This window comes from Marinobacter sp. R17, from assembly GCF_003789045.1.
In the GTDB taxonomy this organism is placed as follows: domain Bacteria; phylum Pseudomonadota; class Gammaproteobacteria; order Pseudomonadales; family Oleiphilaceae; genus Marinobacter_A; species Marinobacter_A mangrovi.
In genome coordinates, this window is record NZ_RHGZ01000001.1 from 301763 (window position 1) to 318447 (window position 16685).

Consider the following 16685-nt stretch of genomic DNA (forward strand, 5'->3'; position numbering starts at 1 on the left):
GGACCCGTCCGGGTCCCGGTCTTTCCCCTTCCCTATTTCCCCAGCAGTTCGCCAAAGGGCCTGAGATTGATCACGTGGTCGCACAGCGTCTTCACGATCATCAGCAGCGGCGTGGCGATAATCAGCCCCACCGGCCCCCACAGCCAGCCCCACACCAACAGCCCGATGAAGATCGCCACCGCATTCAGGCTGGACACCTGACTGGTGAGCCAGGGCGTCAGCAGATAACCCTGGATGCTGGTGATGATCAGCGATGTGCCGCCGACAATGACCGCCATGTCCATGCCGCCGAACTGGATGAACGCCGCGATGCTGCAACCAATCAGAACCAGGAACGGCCCCAGGTAGGGAATCGCACTGGCAACCCCCGCCAACACGCCCCAGAAAGCCGCCTGTTCCATGCCGATCATCAGGAACGCCAACCACGTCAACACGCCGACAAAGATAGCCCCCAGCAGCATCACGAACAGGAACCGGCGCACCTGGTGATGAAACTCGTTCATGATGCGAGTCGCCTTGCGCATCCGGCCGAAGGACGGCCCGGAAATCCGCACCACCTTGCGTTTGTAGAGCGAGCCCACCGCCAGCAGGAAATACACCAGCAACAGTACCGAGAAACACTGGGTAATCAGGACCAGCGCAGCCGGCGAGCCCTGCAGCAGGTAGGCCTGTATATCCAGGGGTTTGTTGATGATCTGCACCGGCGTCACGCCAGCGGGCACGTTGGCCGTCCGGGCAGACTGTTGGCTGGCGGTTTCCTCAATTTGCTTGGCGGCCTTCTGGGCCTTTTCCATCATGCCCTCTTCGCTGTCGCGGGCATCGCCATCGTGGCGCAGCTTCTGGACCGCCGCAGGCACCTTGTCGAGGATGGCGGTGGCTTCCTGCTGCAACGGCACGCTGGCGCCGGCAAGTACCCCGATCATCGCCACCAGCACCACTGCGGCACCGACCGGCCGCGGGATGCGAATCGCGTCCAGCAGGGACACCAGTGGATCCAGCGCATAGCTGATCAGTACACTGACCACCAGCGGCAGTAGAATGGGCTGGGCCCAGTCAATGAAGTACAGGGCAGCAATACTGGTCAGGATCAGTAAAGCCGTGCTGCGGATGTTGATCGCATCCATCAGGGCTGGCGCTTCTTTACCCTCCGCCCCAGCCTCCTCCGCACGGCGTGTTTCGGCCTTCGTGTCCATTTATCCACCCTCGATTGGCAGCGACCGGCTTGGGCTTCCGGCTAACTGCTTATCTTTCCGTCAGATATAACGACACACGGTACTGCTTAACGACCGGTAACAACATTTCGGTTACGTCATCCCTGCCCTCAAGGGCCCGGCACCGCGGTATGGTAGCTCCAGGCGGTGCCGCAGGAACCCTTGAATAACGCGCCGTCGATACAACAATGACTAGCAGGAGCCGCCGATGGCAGAGGGGTCAGGGATCGATCCGGCAGTCGATTGCCATCTGTCGCTCTCAGTATCGCTGGAGGCCGCAATTCGGCCAACAGCGGATGGAGGTCAATATGGACAGTCCCAGGAAAGTCGTGACCGGGGAACCCAGGAAGAGTCTGATTGTTCTCTTTCTCGGGGCGGTGTTCAGCATCGTGATTGGCATCGTGGCGCTGCTGTCGCCAGGTTCGGGACACACCGATATGGCCGAAGACGTCGGCTGGCTCCTGATCCTGATCGGGGTTGGCGCCCTGATGTTCTACATCATCGGCAGGAGGGAGCGCCAACTGCGAAAGGAGTGACGATGGCGGCCCCGGCGGTCCGCCTGGTTCCGGCATCAGACCGATGTCGCAAGCGAGGCCCTGTCGGCTTCCGGCTCGGCATCCTCCACAGCCCGGCCTGGCAGTACGGTGTTCAGGGTGATCGCCGTCAGGCCACCCATGGTCACGGCTGATCCCAGAACATTCTGGGCCATCTTGGGAAAGTGCTGGAACAGGTCCGGCACGGCCGCCACACCCAGACCAAGACCGAACGAGACGGCCATGATCAGCATGCTGCGCCGATCGAGATTCACGGTCGCGAGGATGCGGATACCCGCCGCAGCCACCGTGCCGAACATCACCAGCGTGGCGCCGCCCAGAACCGGCTTGGGCAGTTGCTGGAATACCCCGCCGATCATCGGGAACAGACCCAGCAACACCAGGATGCCCGCCACCCAATACGCCACGTAGCGACTGGCAATGCCGGTCAGCTGGATCACACCGTTGTTCTGGCTGAACGTGGTGTTGGGAAACGTGTTGAAGATGGCCGCCAGCATCGAATTGACACCGTCACCCAGAACCCCGGCCCGGATGCGCTTGCGATAGACATCGCCACGGATGGGTTCCTTGGAGATCATCGACGTGGCGGTGAGGTCGCCGGAAGACTCGATAGCGGTAATCAGATAGATCAGGGCGACCGGCAGAAACGCCCCGAAGTCGAAGGAAATACCGTACTTGAACGGCACCGGCAGGACGAACCAATCCAGCTTGGACAGCCCGGAGAAATCCACCTTGCCGAGCCCCATGGCCACGACAAAGCCAATCACCAGACCAAAGAAAATCGCGCCGGAACGCAGATAAAGATTGCGACTCTGGTTCATGATGATGATCAGCAGCAACACGCCGCCACCCAGTGCCAGATTGGTCAGACTGCCGAAATCCGGGGCCTTGAAGCCGCCGGCCAGGTCGGTGATGCCCACCTTGATCAGCGACAGCCCGATGGTGGTGATGACAATGCCGGTCACCAGCGGGTTGATGAACGTCTTCAGCTTGTGCAGGAACTGGCTCAGTACGATCTCGATAAAGGCGCCAAAGAAACACACCCCAAAGATCAGGCTGAGAATCTCATCCGGTCCGCCGCCCTTCGCCTTGGCAATAAAGCCGGCCGCCAGAATCGAGCTCAGGAACGCAAAGCTGGTGCCCTGCAACGCCACCAACCCTGAACCGATCGGCCCGATGCGACGCGCCTGGATAAAGGTCCCCACACCGGAGACGATCAACGCCATGCTGATCAGATAGGGCACCTCACTGCCCAGCCCGAGCACCCCCCCAATGATTAACGTCGGCGTGATGATGCCGATAAAACTCGCCAGCATGTGCTGGACCGCGGCCAGCAGGGTGGCAGGCAGCGGCGGACGGTCGTTCAGTCCGTAGAGTAGTTCCGGGGGTGTGTCGGCGTTTGAGGCCATGAGCGGGTCTCCGGTTGATGGTTCAGCAAAAGTCGTCTGCATTTGTCGTGCAAACTGCAAGCAACAACCTGACCAACCGGTTAGCTTTTATTATTAATCCTTAAATTTCAGCAAATTAAAAATAATCGACTGGACAACAAATGAACAAAAATTGTGCCGGTACGTGAAAATACGTACCAGAACAGTGCCTTTGGGTAGCACATCGCACCGTTTATGCACATTCGCCCCCCAGCGGTCTGGATGGGCCTTTCCAGCAGGAGGGAACGTGGTACCATCGACGCGGTTGGCAGATTAACACGCCGGAGTTCACCAGAAGCTCCCCAAGTCACTGCCATGTACCTGACCCTCAGTGTGCATGGTGTCTGCGTGAAGCCATGCTCACGGCATACGGAGCATTGCAATGAGTGCACTTTGGATACGCCACCCGATGGCCGCCTGGACGGCCAACGACCAGGACGCCGGTAACGGCATCGTCGTCGAGAACGGCGTGATCACCGAGCTTGTCGCGTCCGGGACCTATCCGAGCCAACCGGTCGATCTCAACTGGGACGCCAGCGAACACGTCCTCCTGCCCGGCCTGGTCAATACCCACCATCATTTCTACCAGACGCTGACTAGGGCCTGTCCGCCGGCGCTCAACAAGAAACTGTTTCCCTGGCTGCAAACCCTCTACCCGATCTGGGCCGGCCTGACGCCCGATGCCCTGGCTGCAGCCACCGAACTGGCGATGGTCGAGTTGCTGTTGTCCGGCTGCACCACCGTGGCCGATCACCACTACCTGTTCCCGGACGGACTCGAGAACGCCATCGACATCCAGGCGGAAACCGCGACCCGGCTGGGCATGCGAGCCACGCTGACGCGCGGCTCCATGAGCCTGAGCACCGATGACGGTGGCCTGCCACCACCCCGTGTGGTGCAGGATGAGGCGACCATTCTCGAAGACAGCGAACGCCTGATCCGCCAGTACCACAAGCAGGACGCGGGTGGCCTGTTGGAAGTGGCCCTGGCGCCCTGCTCACCCTTTTCCGTGACGCCGGACCTCATGCGGGCGAGTGCCGAGCTGGCTGCCCAATATAGCGTCAGCCTGCACACGCACCTGGCGGAGACCCGGGACGAAAACGACTTCTGCCTGAAAACCTTTGGCCAGCGGCCGCTGGACTACCTGGACAGCGTCGGCTGGCTGCACAACCGGACCTGGCTGGCCCACGGCATTCACTTCAACGACGAGGAGATTGCCCGGCTCGGCGAGGCAGGTACCGGCATCTGCCACTGCCCGTCCTCCAACATGGTGCTGGCTTCGGGCATCTGCCGCATCAACGAGCTCAAGGCGGCTGGCGCGCCGGTCGGGCTGGGCGTGGACGGCAGCGCCTCCAACGACCACAGCAACCTGATGCAGGAAATTCGGCAGGCGCTGCTGATCCAGCGGCTGCGTTATGAGGCGGACGAGTTTACGCACACCGATGCCCTGTCACTGGCCACGAAGGGGTCGGCTGACGTTTTGCGGCGGGATGATATCGGCGAACTGGCGGTGGGCAAACGGGCCGATCTGGCCCTGTTCAAACTGGACGAACCACGCTTCAGCGGCGCCCATGATCCGCTGGCCGCCCTGGTGCTTTGCGGCGCCAGTCAGGCCGATGCGGTCATGATTGGCGGGGAATGGAAGGTGCGGGATCGACAGTGGCTCGGTGGCGACACCCAGGCACTGATGGCCCGGCACCGGGAGGCTGCGCGGCGACTTTTTAACGGCTGATCGAATGAACGACGGAGCCCGGACCGGGCTCCGGCTTTTCGATCAATCAGTCGTGACTGTACCAACTGCCGGACGCCACAAAGAACGGATTGAGCACGTCTTCCTTGCCATACTCGATGGGCGAGCCGTCCAGCTTGCGCACCTTGCCGCCGGCGGCTTCGAGCACCGCCTGAGCCGCGCCGGTGTCCCATTCGCAGGTCGGCCCCAGACGTGGGTAGATGTCCGCTTCGCCCTCGGCGATCCGGCAGAATTTCAGCGAGCTGCCAGCCTGGACCAGGCAGTGCTCCCCCAGCGCCTCGATGAAGGCCCGGGTGTCGTCGTTCAGGTGGTTCTTGCTGGCGACGACCCGTTTGCTTTGCGGCGGCTCGACCACGCTGAGCTGGCGCGTCTCACCGGCGCCATTGCGCTTCCAGGCGCCCTCGCCTTTCAGCCCCCAATAAACCTCGTCCAATGCGGGTGCGGTCACCACGCCCATCACCGGCTCACCATTCTCGATCAGCGCAATATTGACGGTGAACTCGCCGCTGCGATTGACGAAATCCTTGGTGCCGTCGATCGGGTCGACCAGCCAGAAACGCGTCCAGTGTTTGCGCTCGTCCCAGGGCGCGTTGGCAGACTCTTCCGACAGGATAGGAATCTCCGGGGTCAGCGACTGCAGCCCCTCGACAATCACGTGGTGGGAAGCGATGTCCGCTTCGGTGATCGGCGATTTGTCCGCCTTGTGATCGACGGAAAAGTCCGTCTCGTAGATGTCGAGCACCTTGGCGCTGGCCGCTTCGGCAATGCGGACCACTTCGGGAAGCAGTGAAGAGTTCGAAGCCATGTGTAGAGGTTCCTGGCTGGCAAATGTCATTGGGATCAGGCCCGAGTTTAACGGAACGGGATAGCAACTGCGACGCAGACCCGCGGTCGCTGTCATTCTTCAGAACGGCAGATTGTCCCTGAGAAACCAGCGAAACCACTGGTGCGCCCGGTCCTTGTCCAACGCCACAGGCCAGATGAGAAAGATGGGAACCGTCGGCGTTTCCGTGGGGAACGGCAGGATCTGTAATTGCAGGGTGTCTGCCAGACGCTCGGCCAGGCGCAACGGCACCGTTGCAATCAGATCACTGGACGCGGCCACCCAGAGCGGATTGCTGTATTGGACCACCCGTGCCCCGATGCGCCGCTGCCATCCGGGGCGCCCCAGGATCAGGTCCAGCGGCAGGGTCCGCTGTTCACGTTCGGGCAGCACCACGTGCTCTGCGGACAGATAGTCGTCCAGCGACAATTCGCCCCGGATGTGCGGATGATCCTGCCGGGCCACCACCACCAGTGACTCCTCCGCCACCTGGTCGGCAGTCAAGCGCTCGTCGGTGGGGCGCCGGGTGTCGAATGCCAGATCCGCTTCGGCACTGGTCAGTAGCGCCGACCAGTTCTCCAGTTGCGGCAGAATCTGGATGCCCATGCCGGCACTGTGTTCGCGCAATGCGCTGATCAACGGTCCCAGCATCAGGGACTCGAAGTAGTCGATGGCAACAATCCGGAACGTCCGGGCCGACTGGGAAGGATCGAACGCCTGCCCGGGTTCCAGCGCATCCGCCAGCGCCGCCAGCCCGTTGCTGACCTGCTCGTAAAGCTCCCGCGCCCGCGGCGTCGGGTTCAGGCCGCTGCGACTGCGGGTAAACAGCGGATCCCCCACCGTCAGTCGAAGGCGCTGGAGGGCCGCGCTCACCGCCGGCTGGCTCATACCCAGACGACCAGCAGCGCGCGACAACTGCCCTTCCTCCACCACCGCGGCAAAGACCGGCAAAAGGTTCAGATCGACAGACCTAAAATTCAGCTTCATGGATATTACATATACAGGATATTGATTAGCCAAAAAAGAGTGGAACGGGCGACGATAAAGCCTGAGGTGAATTATCGGAGAACAACAATGAACGAAAATAATCTCATCGGACTGTCCGTCCTCTTCCTGGTCCTGATGGCTGCCCTGTTCGAGCGGCTCAGTGGACGCAGTGCCAACGGCGCCCGCACCGCCCGGGACTGGAAGATTGCCGGTCTGACGACCGCGATGATGGTGGGTATCCAGCGTCCGCTGGTGCTGTTCCTGATCGGCTACCTGATGACCCTGGCCCTGCCCGGCAGCGCGGGCTCACTGGCCTGGCTGGAGCACGAGCATTTCTGGATCACCCTGGTGGTGTATTTCTGTCTGGAAGAGTTTATCCACGGCGCCGGTCACTACTTTGCTCATTGCCGTCGACCGCGCTGGCGCTGGGCCCAGAAGGTGCAAGCGGTGTACAAGCACTCCCATCGCCCCCACCATTTCAGCGGGGACGACGATCGCGGGAAACTGACCGCCACCCAGACGTTCACCAACGGCTTCCTCTGGTGGCTGATCATGCCCAACTACTGGTTCAGCCTGCTGTGCCTGTACCTGGGGCTGACGGAAGTTTTCCTCTGGGGCACCGCGATCAAGGGGCTTTGGGCCGCGCACACCCACACCGCGTGGAACTACGACCTGTATTTCCACAACCACAAGTGGGCCTGGGTACGGAAAACCATGTGGGCGCTGGCCCATGTGATCACCTTCCCCACCCAACACCATCACCACCATGCGCGCGGCCGCAATTCCGCCAGGAACGTCTGCGGCTCGCTGGCCCTGTATGACTGGTTGGTGTTCGATACCCTGGCCATCGAGACCCAGCGGCCGGAGATCTACGGCTGGCGCCAGTCCGAGAAAGAGCAGAAGAGCATTCTCTACCGCTACTTCAACCTGGACCTGTCACGCTACCTGAAAACCTGACCGGCCCGGATTCATCCCGGCGGGAAGCCCCTTCCCGCCGGGATCGCTTTACTCGAACCAGCCCGCAGGCACCCGCACGGCCAATACATCGCTCTCGACGCACACCTTGCCGCCGGCCGTCAGCGTGCAACTGACCCGAATCTTTTTCTCGCTGACGTCTTCCACCGTCGCTTCCAACAGGATCTCCTCCCCCATCGGCACCGGGCGCTTGAAGCGCACCTGCAAGTCGCCGGTGGCAAACCACAGGCGCTCGCCTTCCCCGATCGGTCGGCCAGCCATCTGATACGCCTTGGCCATCGCGGTGCAAATACAGTGGCAATCGATAAGGGTGGAAATGATGCCGCCGTTCAGGAAGTGCGTCGGACCGGCACAATGATGCGGTGCGGGCGTATAGCGGCATTCGGCGGTATCCGGGCCGGTCCAGTAGCTCTTGATCTGCAGGCCGTGGTCATTGAGGGGGCCGCAGCCATAGCAGTGGTTGTCCGGGATCTGGTCCTGAAAAGCGGTTGTCGATGGGTTCATGGTCATCCTGTTCATCGGGTCGGCCAATCCACTCGGAGGCAGATTTAATGTGCATTGCACACTGCAACCGTGGCCAATGGCCGGCCGTATTGACTATGGTTGAGGGAGAGGCCGCAATCGGCCGTCCGGGCGTTCAGACAGGAGGATTTCAGGAATTCACGGCGAAGGGAATAGGCAGACGGTCGCAGACTCGCGCGGGTCGCCGGAGCAACCCGCTGTCACGCGTCAGATGTTGCCGTCGTCACCCTGGCTGTCGGCACCGGCCATTCGGGTGGCACCACAGTGCAGGTAACTGGACGATTGCAGCCATTGCTGGTCGGGATAGTAGGTGAATACCAACTGACCGCCCTTGAGATTGTCCACCACCTCGCGGATCACCTTGTTGCTCACCGCGGGGCAGCCATGGCTGCGGCCGATTCGGCCATAGCGCTGGACCCAGGACTGGGCCACGTAGTCTGCGCCGTGAATCACGATGGCCCGTTGCCGCGCCAGGTCGTTGACGCCTTTTTCCAGACCGTCCAGGCGTAGTGCGTAGCCGTGGCGGCCGCGGTAGGTTTCACCGGCCTGAAACAGACCGATGCTGGACTGGTAGCTGCCCTCGACGTTGGAGAAGGTGGTGGCGTCGGTCATTCCGGAATTCTTGCCGTGGGCAACCAGTCCGCGGAGAACCAGCGACCCGGTTTCCAGGTCCAACAACCAGAGGCGCTTGGTGGAGGACGGCAGGGAGAAGTCGATCACAGCCAGTCGCCTGGGCGCGTGAATGCCGTGGCTAACCGCGCATTCGGAAGCCTGAAGCGCCCGTTGCAGGACCTTGTGACTCAGGTTGGGAGCGGCCTTGCTGAGTTTGTTGTACAGGGCCTTGTCAAAGGCCGCTGCGTGGCTTTGTAAGGCCAGACAGTTTGAAAACAGTACGCCCAGAACGACTGCCAGAACGCGTTGTAAGCGTCTGTCGATCATAGTTTCCCCCTCGGGTGCATTCGAATCCGCATGGGCTGCGCCAATGGCGGCTTCCGGAGCCGAAATCATGCGATGCCCCGAAAGGATGAGGCATTCTATCAAGGTTTTCTGCGATGCAAATCCAGCTGTACAAAAATCATACACTTCGGAACGTACGGATGCAGACGCGATACGTTGTAACTGCCTTTTGCCTCTGCCTTTTTGCCACCCAGGCCCTGGCATTACATCGCCTTAATCCCGACCAGTGCGAGCCCCTTCCGGACACGTCGGACTTCCATCTGGAAGCCATGGCCCGCTTCGCGGCACAAACCGATCACCACACGCTCTGGACCGATCCGGCCCAACTGCGCAGCCTCCTGGCTCAACTGAACACGCTCTCGGACGACGGTCTGGTGCCGGCGGACTATTGGGCGCCGGAGCTGCAGAAGGCGCTGGATCACCTGACCACCTGGGGCGAGTTGCCGGACTGCGACAAGCGCCTGGCGACGGATGCCTACCTGCGCGCCCTGTCGGATCTGCGCTACGGCAGGGCTTTCCAGAAGCAACCGCCGCCGATCTGGTATTCCCCCAACGTCGCCCGGAATGACGACCCGGCTGTCCTGGTGGATCAGGCGGTATCAGGCCTGCACGATATGGGCGGCGCCTTTGCCAACGCCCGCCCCCATACCGAACGTTATCGCAACCTGCGCAAGGGCTATGCCCAGGCCCGCAAAACCCTGCCGGATCACTGGGTCCAGCTTCCGGAAGGGCCAACCCTGGAGCACGGCGACTACGACGAGCGCGTTGCGCTGGTGCGTCGACGGCTGCTGACCCAGGGCTACCTGCCTTTACCACCGCGACCGGATGTCATGAGCCGGGTCTTCGACGACGAACTGGCGCTGGCGGTGGAACACTTCCAGGCCCGTCACAGCCTGGCCGTGGATGGCAAAATCGGTCCGCGGACGCTGCAGCAGCTGAACGTCAGCCCGCAGGAGCGGCTGGAGCAGATCCGGGCCAACCTGGAGCGTTTGCGCTGGCTGGCCCGGGATATGGAAAAGACCCTGCTGCTGGTGGACATCGCCGCCGCCCGGATCGATTTCTACCAGGACGGCGAGCGGGTCTGGTCCGGCAAGGCCCAGGTCGGGCGCCCGAAGCGGGCCACGCCGGAGCTGAAATCCGTGATCACCCATGTCACCGTCAATCCCCACTGGACCATGCCCCGCAGCATTTTCCTGAAGGATGCCCTGCCCGCCATCCGGCGCGATCCATCCTATCTCAGCGATCGCCACATCCGCATTTTCGACCGCTCGGGTCAGGAATGGCAGCAGGATGAGGTGGACTGGAGCGACCCGCGATACCTGACGTTCCGCCAGGATCCGGGGCCGGGCAACGCGCTGGGCCGGGTGGTGATTCGCTTCTCCAACCCGTATGCGGTGTACCTGCACGATACGCCCGCCGCCGGCCTGTTCAACTCACCGAACCGTTTCTACAGTTCCGGCTGCGTACGGGTCCAGGGCGCGATGACGCTGACTCACCTGCTGTTCCGGGATGCCAGCCCCATGCTCAAGGATGAATTCAACGCCGCTCTGGCCTCCGGCGAATCCCACAACGTCCACCTGCCCCACGGCGTGTATATCCTGATGGCCTACTGGACAGCCGAGGCCGACGCCAACGGGCAGATCACCTACCGACCGGATGTGTACGGCAGTGACCGCCCTCTGTTGGCACTGATGGGCACGGAGCGACGTCAGCTGTAGCGAGGATAAACGTCGGCGGTGCCGCCTTTGGACAACACCCACTGCCAGAGCTGGATATCCCGGGCCCGGAAAATGCCGGCGCAGGACATCAGGTAATAGCGCCACATTCGGTAGAACCGCTCTCCCAGCTTGTCGGCGAACCGTGGCCAGGCGGCCTCGAAATTGGCGTACCAGGCCATCAGGGTGCGGTCGTAGTCGGGCCCGAAGTTGTGCAGGTCCTCCACCACGAACAGGTTGTCCGCTGCATCGCCGATCTGGCCAACGGACGGCAGCTCGCCATTGGGGAAAATATAGCGGTCGATCCAGGGGTCCGAGTAGGGTTTGCGTTCGTTTTTGCCGATGGTGTGCAGCAGGAACAGACCGCCCTCTTTCAGGCAGCGGTGCGCCACTTCCATAAAGGTGCGGTAGTTCTTGTCGCCGACGTGCTCGAACATGCCGACACTCACTACGCGGTCAAACGTTTCGTCGACCTCGCGGTAATCCTGCAACCGGAATTCCAGCGGCAAGTCGGGGTAGTGCTGCCTGGCCCAGTGCACCTGCTCCTCGGAGATGGTAAGGCCAACGCATTCCACCCCGTAGTGTTCAGCGGCATAGGCCATGAAGCTTCCCCAACCGCAGCCGATGTCCAGCACGCGCATGCCGGGCTCCAGCTGGAGTTTGCGGCAGATCAGGTCGAGCTTGGCTTCCTGCGCGTCATCCAGGGTGGTGGCGTCTTTCCAGTAGCCACAGGTATACGTCATACGACGATCCAGCATCGCCTCGTAGAAGTCGTTACCCAGGTCGTAATGCTGTTCGCCCACCTGGCGCGCCCGGCGCCGCGTCTGGCGATTGACCAGCCGGCTTTTGAGGGCCTGCCAGATGGCAGTGGAAGGACGGACTTTCTCTTCAAGGTGGGCCCGCACCACCCGGTGGAAGAATTCGTCGAGTTGCTCGACGTCCCACTCGCCATCCATGTAGCTTTCGCCGAGACCGAGGCTGCCTCGGGCAATTACCCGCTCAGGGACACCTTCTGCATTGAGCTGCATGTCCCAGGGCTGCTCGCCGCCAATCTCGATGCCCGCCTGCGCCATCAGATCCACCATCAGGCGATGAACGGACTTGTTCTCGGACAGGTACGGCGACTTTGGCTGGGTAGCCATATCCATAACGCGTCACTCCTGCTGCCGATGTCCGGCTGGTGTCGGACGACTCGTCGAAATACCCCCTTGAAAGTAACGTCCCGCTATCGGGATTTAGAATTAGATCGTTTTTATCACTCAGCCAGTTTGTGGCTATATGGATCAACATATCATGTTCATCGGGCCCTTGAGTGGCCTCGGGCGTGATGAAATGGCCCTGTAAAAGGCTGTTAGTTGATCCGGATCAAGCCCTGTCGGCGTCATTCACGGCGCAACCCAGGCGAACGAAACCAGCCAGGCGCTGGCGCGGTCGGACAACACCCTGCGCCCGCTTTTCGGGCAATTTAAAGTTTAGACAGGTACGGGACAGCGGGCCCTGCTTTACAGTACGATCGCATTCCATGTTAGCCCGCACCAACTACCACTGGCTGGCGTCCGTCGCCGCAATCGTCCTCCTGCCGTTCTTTTTCGTGGGAGGCCCCGACTGGTCATCCGGCCCGCTGTTCAAGGCGGCCTGGAACCTCGGCCATATCATCTTCTTCACCCTGTTCACGCTGGCCGTTCGCCCACGCCGCTGGCTCAGCGGCGTCTGGCTGTGGCTGGCCTGTACGGCGTTCGTGACCGGCGTCGGCGTCATCATTGAACTGATCCAGGGCAATGTCGGGCGGGACAGCGACTGGCACGACATCTTCCGCAACCTGATCGGCACCTGGCTGGTGCTGGCCTGGGGCTATCGCCCACCGGCCATTACCTGGCGCCGGGCTCTCAACTGGGTGCTGCGTCTCACGGCCGTCGTGCTGCTGATGATGGAGCTCCAGACCGTGGCGGCGGTGGCGGAGCAACAGTACCGGATCGCCAACCAGCTCCCGACCCTGTACAACTTCGATGATCCCCATCCCCTGCACTACTGGCGCGGTCGCGTTCATCGAACGAAGGACAACGCCAGCGATGCCGATGGCTTCCATCACAGCCTGCGCATGGATCTGCTGGGCATCAATCTCTACTCCGGCGCCTCGCTGGACAACCTGCCGGAGGACTGGCGCGGTTATGAGGCGCTGGATGTGGTGCTGTATAACCCGGACAGCACGCCGCTGGACATGACCATTCGCGTCAACGACATCGTCCACGACCGTGGCCACGGGGTCTACAGCGACCGTTTCAACAAGCGCCTGCACGTCAAACCCGGCCTCAATCGCTTCCACATTCCCATGTCGGACATCCGGAATGCGCCCAAGACACGCACCATGGACATGGACGAAATCCGCCGACTGGTCATTTTCACCACCCACCTCAAACAGCCGCGCAGCATCTACATCGTCCGCCTCGCCCTCGACTGAGGCGGACCGGTGCCCCGCCTGATGGGCGGGCAGAACCAGGACAACGACAGCTGCATGTTCGTGACCCTGCTGCGCCTGGTGATCGACACCCGATCCGGCGAAATCGAAATGGCGTCGGCCGGCCATAACGCCCCGCTACGCCATTACATCTGGATGCCGGATCGGCATTGATCCACTACACTGATGGGTGACGGAAGCTTTCAAAGGGAATCATGATGAATTCGGCGAGGACCGCCTGCTCACTGTCGCCGATTCCGCCCCACATGCGGGTATGGCACTCATGGCAACACGCCTTGAGGCGGTCGCCGAATTCGCCGGCGATGCTCCGCAGTCCGATGACATGACCGTACTGACCCTCAAGCGCACATGACGACCACAACCCTGAGCCTGCAACTGACCAACAGCCTTGAGCTGCCCAATGCCCTGGCCTGGCTGGACGGCCACTTTGCCGAAGCCGGCGCCGACGAGACGGTCAGCGCTGAACTGAAGGTGGTGTTGGACGAACAGGTGGCGAATGTCCTCGACCATGGCAACGCGGATAACCAGCGCGTCAAGCTGTCCGTGGAACTGGAAATTGAGCCGGGCCACGTGGTACTGCGTTTCATTGATAACGGCGAACCGTTCGACCCCCTGTACTCACCTCTGGATACGGGCTTTGGCCCCTTTGAGGAACGTCCGGTCGGTGGTCCGGGGCTCTTGCTGATGCGCGAACTGACGGACGAGCAACACTACCGGCGCGCCGATCAACACAACGTTCTTGAACTGACCCGTTACTTCAAACCCCGTCCCAGAAAGGGATAACGCCGTAACTCTGTCAATCGATATCCGATCGTCCGGCACCACTGCGCTGAAGGTGTCCCTGGCCGGTTCGCTCGACAGCCAGACCGCACCGGAACTCGACGCCGCCCTCAACATATTCGCCAGCGAACAGGAAATGGACGATTACCTGGCGGCCACCCAAAAGAGTGTGGCCCAGTAAGGCAGAGTCACGGCATCAGGCGGGCAGGCTGTCCAGCGCGGCCTGCAGCGTCTCGCCGATGCGAGCGTCGAGCTTGAGGGTGGACATATCATCCGCCCGGGTGTGTCCCAGGTTCAGCGTCGCCATGGGTTTGCCCCACTCCCGGGCATAACGGCAGAAACGAAATCCTGAATACACCATCAATGACGAGCCGATCACCAGCAGGCCGTCACTTTCCCGCAGGACATCCAAAGCTCGCGTCACACGCGGCTTGGGCACGAAATCCCCGAAAAACACCACATCCGGCTTCAGGATGCCGCCACAATGGGGGCAGTCGGCGACCTGGAAATCGCTGAAGTCCACGTCCAGGTCCGCGTCCCCGTCCGGGGCCGTAGCGGCGCTGAAGTGCCGAAAATCCGGGTTCATGTCGCTGCAGCGTTCGTGAACCTCGTCGCGGTTGCAGCGATACCCGCAATCCATGCAGATCACCTCGTCGGCCCGACCGTGCAGGTCGAGCACCGACTGGCTGCCGGCCCGCTGGTGCAAACGATCCACGTTCTGGGTGACCACCAGCCGGGTATGGGCCCGCCGTTCCAGTTCAGCCACCAGGAAATGGGCCGGGTTGGGCTGGGCGTTGCGGATGACCGGCCAGCCGATCAGGCTGCGCCCCCAATAGCGCCGACGCACCTTGTCCTCGGCCATGAAGGATTGATGCTGCACCGGCTGCTTGCGTTTCCAGGCGCCCTTTCCGTCGCGATAATCGGGAATGCCCGAATCGGTGCTGACGCCGGCACCGGTCAGGATCAACAGATTGGGATGATGCTGGATAAAAGCAGACAGCTGCTCGCCCGCCTGCCGGGAGTGTTCATTGACTTCGGGGGCAGGGTCGGTGGTCATAGATGAGCTCCAATACAGTCGAGAACGTTGCGAGCGACGCGTAGGTTGGGCTGACGCAGGAAGCCCAACACACAGAGTGTGCGGCCAATCTTCTCTAACCAGCCGGTTCTTGAAAATTCATGGTCCAATCCTGTACGCGATAACGGAGACGTCCGGTGCCCCCTTATTGTTGGGCTTCCTGCGTCAGCCCAACCTACACTCCTGAAACGTTTACAGCACTCTCTTTCGATGCTTCTACTTTAGAGACACGGGCTGCCGTCGCCAAGGGTTGAGCGTTTCGCGGTACCACTATTTGGCAGACCATTATCTGGCGCGTTAAATTACCCGCAGATACCCAAGGAGTCCCCCATGGCCGAACAGGACCACTGTCGCGAACTGCTGCTGGAAAACCAGCTGTGTTTTGCCCTGCATTCCACATCGCTGCTGATGACCAAGGTTTACAAACCCTTCCTTAAAGAATTGGGCCTGACGTACCCGCAATACCTGGCAATGCTGGTGCTGTGGGAGTCGAATGGCATCACCGTCGGCGAGATGAGCAAACGCCTGTTGACCGATTCCGGATCACTCACCCCGCTGCTCAAGCGACTGGAAGCCGACGGCCTGCTCAAGCGCGTACGCCGCCAGGCCGACGAACGGGTGGTAGAACTGCACCTGACCGAGGCCGGCCGAGCCATGCGCGACCGCGCCCGGGACATTCCCGCCTGCATCGTCAAAGCCAGTGACCGGGACGTCGATAGCCTCGTGGCCCTGAAAGAGGACCTTCTGAAACTGCGCAAGAGCCTGCAGGACGCGCTCTGACGGCGCCTGGCCCGGGCGCATGACGATTTATTCACCCATTTAACTTGCGCACAATATATTTGTGCGCTAATTTAATAATCACAGCGAGGCCATGACGTGACAGCGCGCCTCTGCAACCGCCGGGACGAGGTTAATTCCGGCAACCCGCTAAAGCCCATCAGGGCCTGAACAATTGAGGAGTAAATCTATGTCTCTTGAAAGTGTTGCCTATCGCGCCTATGCAGAAGCCACTGGGGGCCGTGACGGTCGTGCGGTTTCATCCGACGGCGTGCTGGATGTCTCCCTGACGGTGCCCAAGGAAATGGGTGGCGCCGGCGGCGAAGGCACCAACCCGGAACAGCTGTTTGCCGCGGGCTATTCCGCCTGTTTCATCGGTGCGATGCAGTTCGTCGCTGGTCGGGACAAGCTGTCCATGCCCAAGGATGCATCGATTGAAGGTGTGGTCGGGATTGGACCGCTCAACAACGGATTCGGCATTGAGGTAGAACTGCGCATCAGCCTGCCGGGTATGGACGATGAACAGGCCCAGACCCTGATCGACCGGGCCCACCAGGTCTGCCCTTACTCCAACGCCACCCGCAACAACATCGACGTCACACTGACCCGCGTCGATTAATGCATTGTGGCGCCGGCTCCCGATGGGTGCCGGCGTC

General features: G+C 61.4%; 19 protein-coding genes. 11 read left to right on the top strand and 8 right to left on the bottom strand.

Annotated features, from left to right (window positions below; genetic code table 11):
* Window positions 1-32: 32 nt before the first annotated feature.
* The gene (locus tag EB809_RS01455; protein WP_123632811.1) at window positions 33-1193 is read right to left on the bottom strand and encodes an AI-2E family transporter; all 1161 of its coding nucleotides are present in this window, start codon (window positions 1191-1193) and stop codon (window positions 33-35) included.
* A 326-nt stretch (window positions 1194-1519) separates the two neighbouring features.
* On the opposite strand from EB809_RS01455, the gene EB809_RS01460 reads away from it, so the two are divergent.
* Complete coding sequence (locus tag EB809_RS01460) at window positions 1520-1747, top strand: hypothetical protein (protein ID WP_123632813.1); 228 nt, start codon at window positions 1520-1522, stop codon at window positions 1745-1747.
* 35 nt (window positions 1748-1782) lie between these two features.
* Here the strand turns inward: EB809_RS01460 and EB809_RS01465 are convergent, their stop codons facing one another.
* Entirely contained in the window at window positions 1783-3174 is a 1392-nt protein-coding gene (locus tag EB809_RS01465) for a uracil-xanthine permease family protein (protein ID WP_123632816.1), read from the bottom strand.
* A gap of 400 nt (window positions 3175-3574) precedes the next feature.
* Between EB809_RS01465 and EB809_RS01470 the strand changes: the two genes are divergently transcribed.
* Window positions 3575-4924: an 8-oxoguanine deaminase gene (locus EB809_RS01470; protein ID WP_123632818.1), complete on the top strand. Its 1350-nt coding sequence runs from the start codon at window positions 3575-3577 to the stop codon at window positions 4922-4924.
* Window positions 4925-4970: 46 nt separating this feature from the next.
* Here EB809_RS01470 and cysQ read toward each other — a convergent pair whose 3' ends face one another.
* Both cysQ and EB809_RS01480 read right to left on the bottom strand, forming a co-directional pair.
* Window positions 4971-5747, bottom strand: a complete 777-nt coding sequence (gene cysQ / locus EB809_RS01475) for a 3'(2'),5'-bisphosphate nucleotidase CysQ (RefSeq protein WP_123632820.1) — start codon at window positions 5745-5747, stop codon at window positions 4971-4973.
* 99 nt (window positions 5748-5846) lie between these two features.
* Complete coding sequence (locus tag EB809_RS01480) at window positions 5847-6752, bottom strand: LysR family transcriptional regulator (RefSeq protein ID WP_123632822.1); 906 nt, start codon at window positions 6750-6752, stop codon at window positions 5847-5849.
* 87 nt (window positions 6753-6839) lie between these two features.
* Here EB809_RS01480 and EB809_RS01485 point away from each other — a divergent pair, with 87 nt between their 5' ends.
* Entirely contained in the window at window positions 6840-7709 is an 870-nt protein-coding gene (locus tag EB809_RS01485) for a sterol desaturase family protein (RefSeq protein WP_123632824.1), read from the top strand.
* A gap of 48 nt (window positions 7710-7757) precedes the next feature.
* On the opposite strand, the gene EB809_RS01490 is transcribed toward EB809_RS01485, so the two are convergent.
* Both EB809_RS01490 and EB809_RS01495 read right to left on the bottom strand, forming a co-directional pair.
* Window positions 7758-8231, bottom strand: coding sequence for a PaaI family thioesterase (locus tag EB809_RS01490; RefSeq protein WP_123632826.1), 474 nt, complete (start codon window positions 8229-8231; stop codon window positions 7758-7760).
* A gap of 225 nt (window positions 8232-8456) precedes the next feature.
* On the bottom strand, window positions 8457-9188 hold the full coding sequence (locus tag EB809_RS01495) for a murein L,D-transpeptidase catalytic domain family protein (RefSeq protein WP_123632828.1): 732 nt from the start codon (window positions 9186-9188) through the stop codon (window positions 8457-8459).
* A gap of 158 nt (window positions 9189-9346) precedes the next feature.
* On the opposite strand from EB809_RS01495, the gene EB809_RS01500 reads away from it, so the two are divergent.
* Window positions 9347-10924: a murein L,D-transpeptidase gene (locus EB809_RS01500; RefSeq protein WP_190294799.1), complete on the top strand. Its 1578-nt coding sequence runs from the start codon at window positions 9347-9349 to the stop codon at window positions 10922-10924.
* Here the strand turns inward: EB809_RS01500 and cfa are convergent.
* Window positions 10915-12063, bottom strand: a complete 1149-nt coding sequence (cfa, locus tag EB809_RS01505) for a cyclopropane fatty acyl phospholipid synthase (RefSeq protein WP_223807773.1) — start codon at window positions 12061-12063, stop codon at window positions 10915-10917. The two genes, EB809_RS01500 and cfa, sit on opposite strands and share 10 nt — an antisense overlap.
* Window positions 12064-12443: 380 nt before the next feature.
* Here cfa and EB809_RS01510 point away from each other — a divergent pair, with 380 nt between their 5' ends.
* Genes EB809_RS01510 through EB809_RS21150 form a run of 5 tightly spaced genes read left to right on the top strand, consistent with a single transcriptional unit; the run spans window position 12444 to window position 14358 of the window.
* Window positions 12444-13379 (top strand): succinyl-CoA synthetase subunit beta, encoded by a 936-nt coding sequence (locus EB809_RS01510; protein WP_123632835.1) that lies wholly within the window; start codon window positions 12444-12446, stop codon window positions 13377-13379.
* A 9-nt stretch (window positions 13380-13388) separates the two neighbouring features.
* Window positions 13389-13550, top strand: coding sequence for a SpoIIE family protein phosphatase (locus EB809_RS21140; protein WP_123632837.1), 162 nt, complete (start codon window positions 13389-13391; stop codon window positions 13548-13550).
* A gap of 16 nt (window positions 13551-13566) precedes the next feature.
* On the top strand, window positions 13567-13749 hold the full coding sequence (locus EB809_RS21265) for a SpoIIE family protein phosphatase (RefSeq protein ID WP_123632839.1): 183 nt from the start codon (window positions 13567-13569) through the stop codon (window positions 13747-13749).
* A complete protein-coding gene (locus EB809_RS01525) occupies window positions 13746-14180 on the top strand; it encodes an ATP-binding protein (protein ID WP_123632840.1) in 435 nt (144 codons plus the stop codon). The genes EB809_RS21265 and EB809_RS01525 overlap by 4 nt, the downstream gene beginning before the upstream one ends.
* 52 nt (window positions 14181-14232) lie before the next feature.
* Entirely contained in the window at window positions 14233-14358 is a 126-nt protein-coding gene (locus EB809_RS21150; protein ID WP_263316954.1) for a hypothetical protein, read from the top strand.
* A 15-nt stretch (window positions 14359-14373) separates the two neighbouring features.
* On the opposite strand, the gene EB809_RS01530 is transcribed toward EB809_RS21150, so the two are convergent.
* Window positions 14374-15234 carry an NAD-dependent protein deacetylase gene (locus EB809_RS01530; RefSeq protein WP_123632842.1) on the bottom strand — a complete coding sequence of 287 codons (861 nt, stop codon included), beginning with the start codon at window positions 15232-15234 and terminating at the stop codon, window positions 14374-14376.
* A gap of 348 nt (window positions 15235-15582) precedes the next feature.
* On the opposite strand from EB809_RS01530, the gene EB809_RS01535 reads away from it, so the two are divergent.
* Entirely contained in the window at window positions 15583-16032 is a 450-nt protein-coding gene (locus tag EB809_RS01535; RefSeq protein ID WP_123632845.1) for a MarR family winged helix-turn-helix transcriptional regulator, read from the top strand.
* Between the two features lie 187 nt (window positions 16033-16219).
* Window positions 16220-16648: an organic hydroperoxide resistance protein gene (locus EB809_RS01540; protein ID WP_123632847.1), complete on the top strand. Its 429-nt coding sequence runs from the start codon at window positions 16220-16222 to the stop codon at window positions 16646-16648.
* Window positions 16649-16685 lie beyond the last annotated feature (37 nt).

Coding starts and splice junctions, on each gene's coding strand:
- EB809_RS01455 (WP_123632811.1), bottom strand. CDS start 1,193: ATGGACACGAAGGCCGAAACACGCCGTGCGGAGGAGGCTGGGGCGGAG.
- EB809_RS01460 (WP_123632813.1), top strand. CDS start 1,520: ATGGACAGTCCCAGGAAAGTCGTGACCGGGGAACCCAGGAAGAGTCTG.
- EB809_RS01465 (WP_123632816.1), bottom strand. CDS start 3,174: ATGGCCTCAAACGCCGACACACCCCCGGAACTACTCTACGGACTGAAC.
- EB809_RS01470 (WP_123632818.1), top strand. CDS start 3,575: ATGAGTGCACTTTGGATACGCCACCCGATGGCCGCCTGGACGGCCAAC.
- cysQ (WP_123632820.1), bottom strand. CDS start 5,747: ATGGCTTCGAACTCTTCACTGCTTCCCGAAGTGGTCCGCATTGCCGAA.
- EB809_RS01480 (WP_123632822.1), bottom strand. CDS start 6,752: ATGAAGCTGAATTTTAGGTCTGTCGATCTGAACCTTTTGCCGGTCTTT.
- EB809_RS01485 (WP_123632824.1), top strand. CDS start 6,840: ATGAACGAAAATAATCTCATCGGACTGTCCGTCCTCTTCCTGGTCCTG.
- EB809_RS01490 (WP_123632826.1), bottom strand. CDS start 8,231: ATGAACCCATCGACAACCGCTTTTCAGGACCAGATCCCGGACAACCAC.
- EB809_RS01495 (WP_123632828.1), bottom strand. CDS start 9,188: ATGATCGACAGACGCTTACAACGCGTTCTGGCAGTCGTTCTGGGCGTA.
- EB809_RS01500 (WP_190294799.1), top strand. CDS start 9,347: ATGCAGACGCGATACGTTGTAACTGCCTTTTGCCTCTGCCTTTTTGCC.
- cfa (WP_223807773.1), bottom strand. CDS start 12,063: ATGGCTACCCAGCCAAAGTCGCCGTACCTGTCCGAGAACAAGTCCGTT.
- EB809_RS01510 (WP_123632835.1), top strand. CDS start 12,444: ATGTTAGCCCGCACCAACTACCACTGGCTGGCGTCCGTCGCCGCAATC.
- EB809_RS01525 (WP_123632840.1), top strand. CDS start 13,746: ATGACGACCACAACCCTGAGCCTGCAACTGACCAACAGCCTTGAGCTG.
- EB809_RS01530 (WP_123632842.1), bottom strand. CDS start 15,234: ATGACCACCGACCCTGCCCCCGAAGTCAATGAACACTCCCGGCAGGCG.
- EB809_RS01535 (WP_123632845.1), top strand. CDS start 15,583: ATGGCCGAACAGGACCACTGTCGCGAACTGCTGCTGGAAAACCAGCTG.
- EB809_RS01540 (WP_123632847.1), top strand. CDS start 16,220: ATGTCTCTTGAAAGTGTTGCCTATCGCGCCTATGCAGAAGCCACTGGG.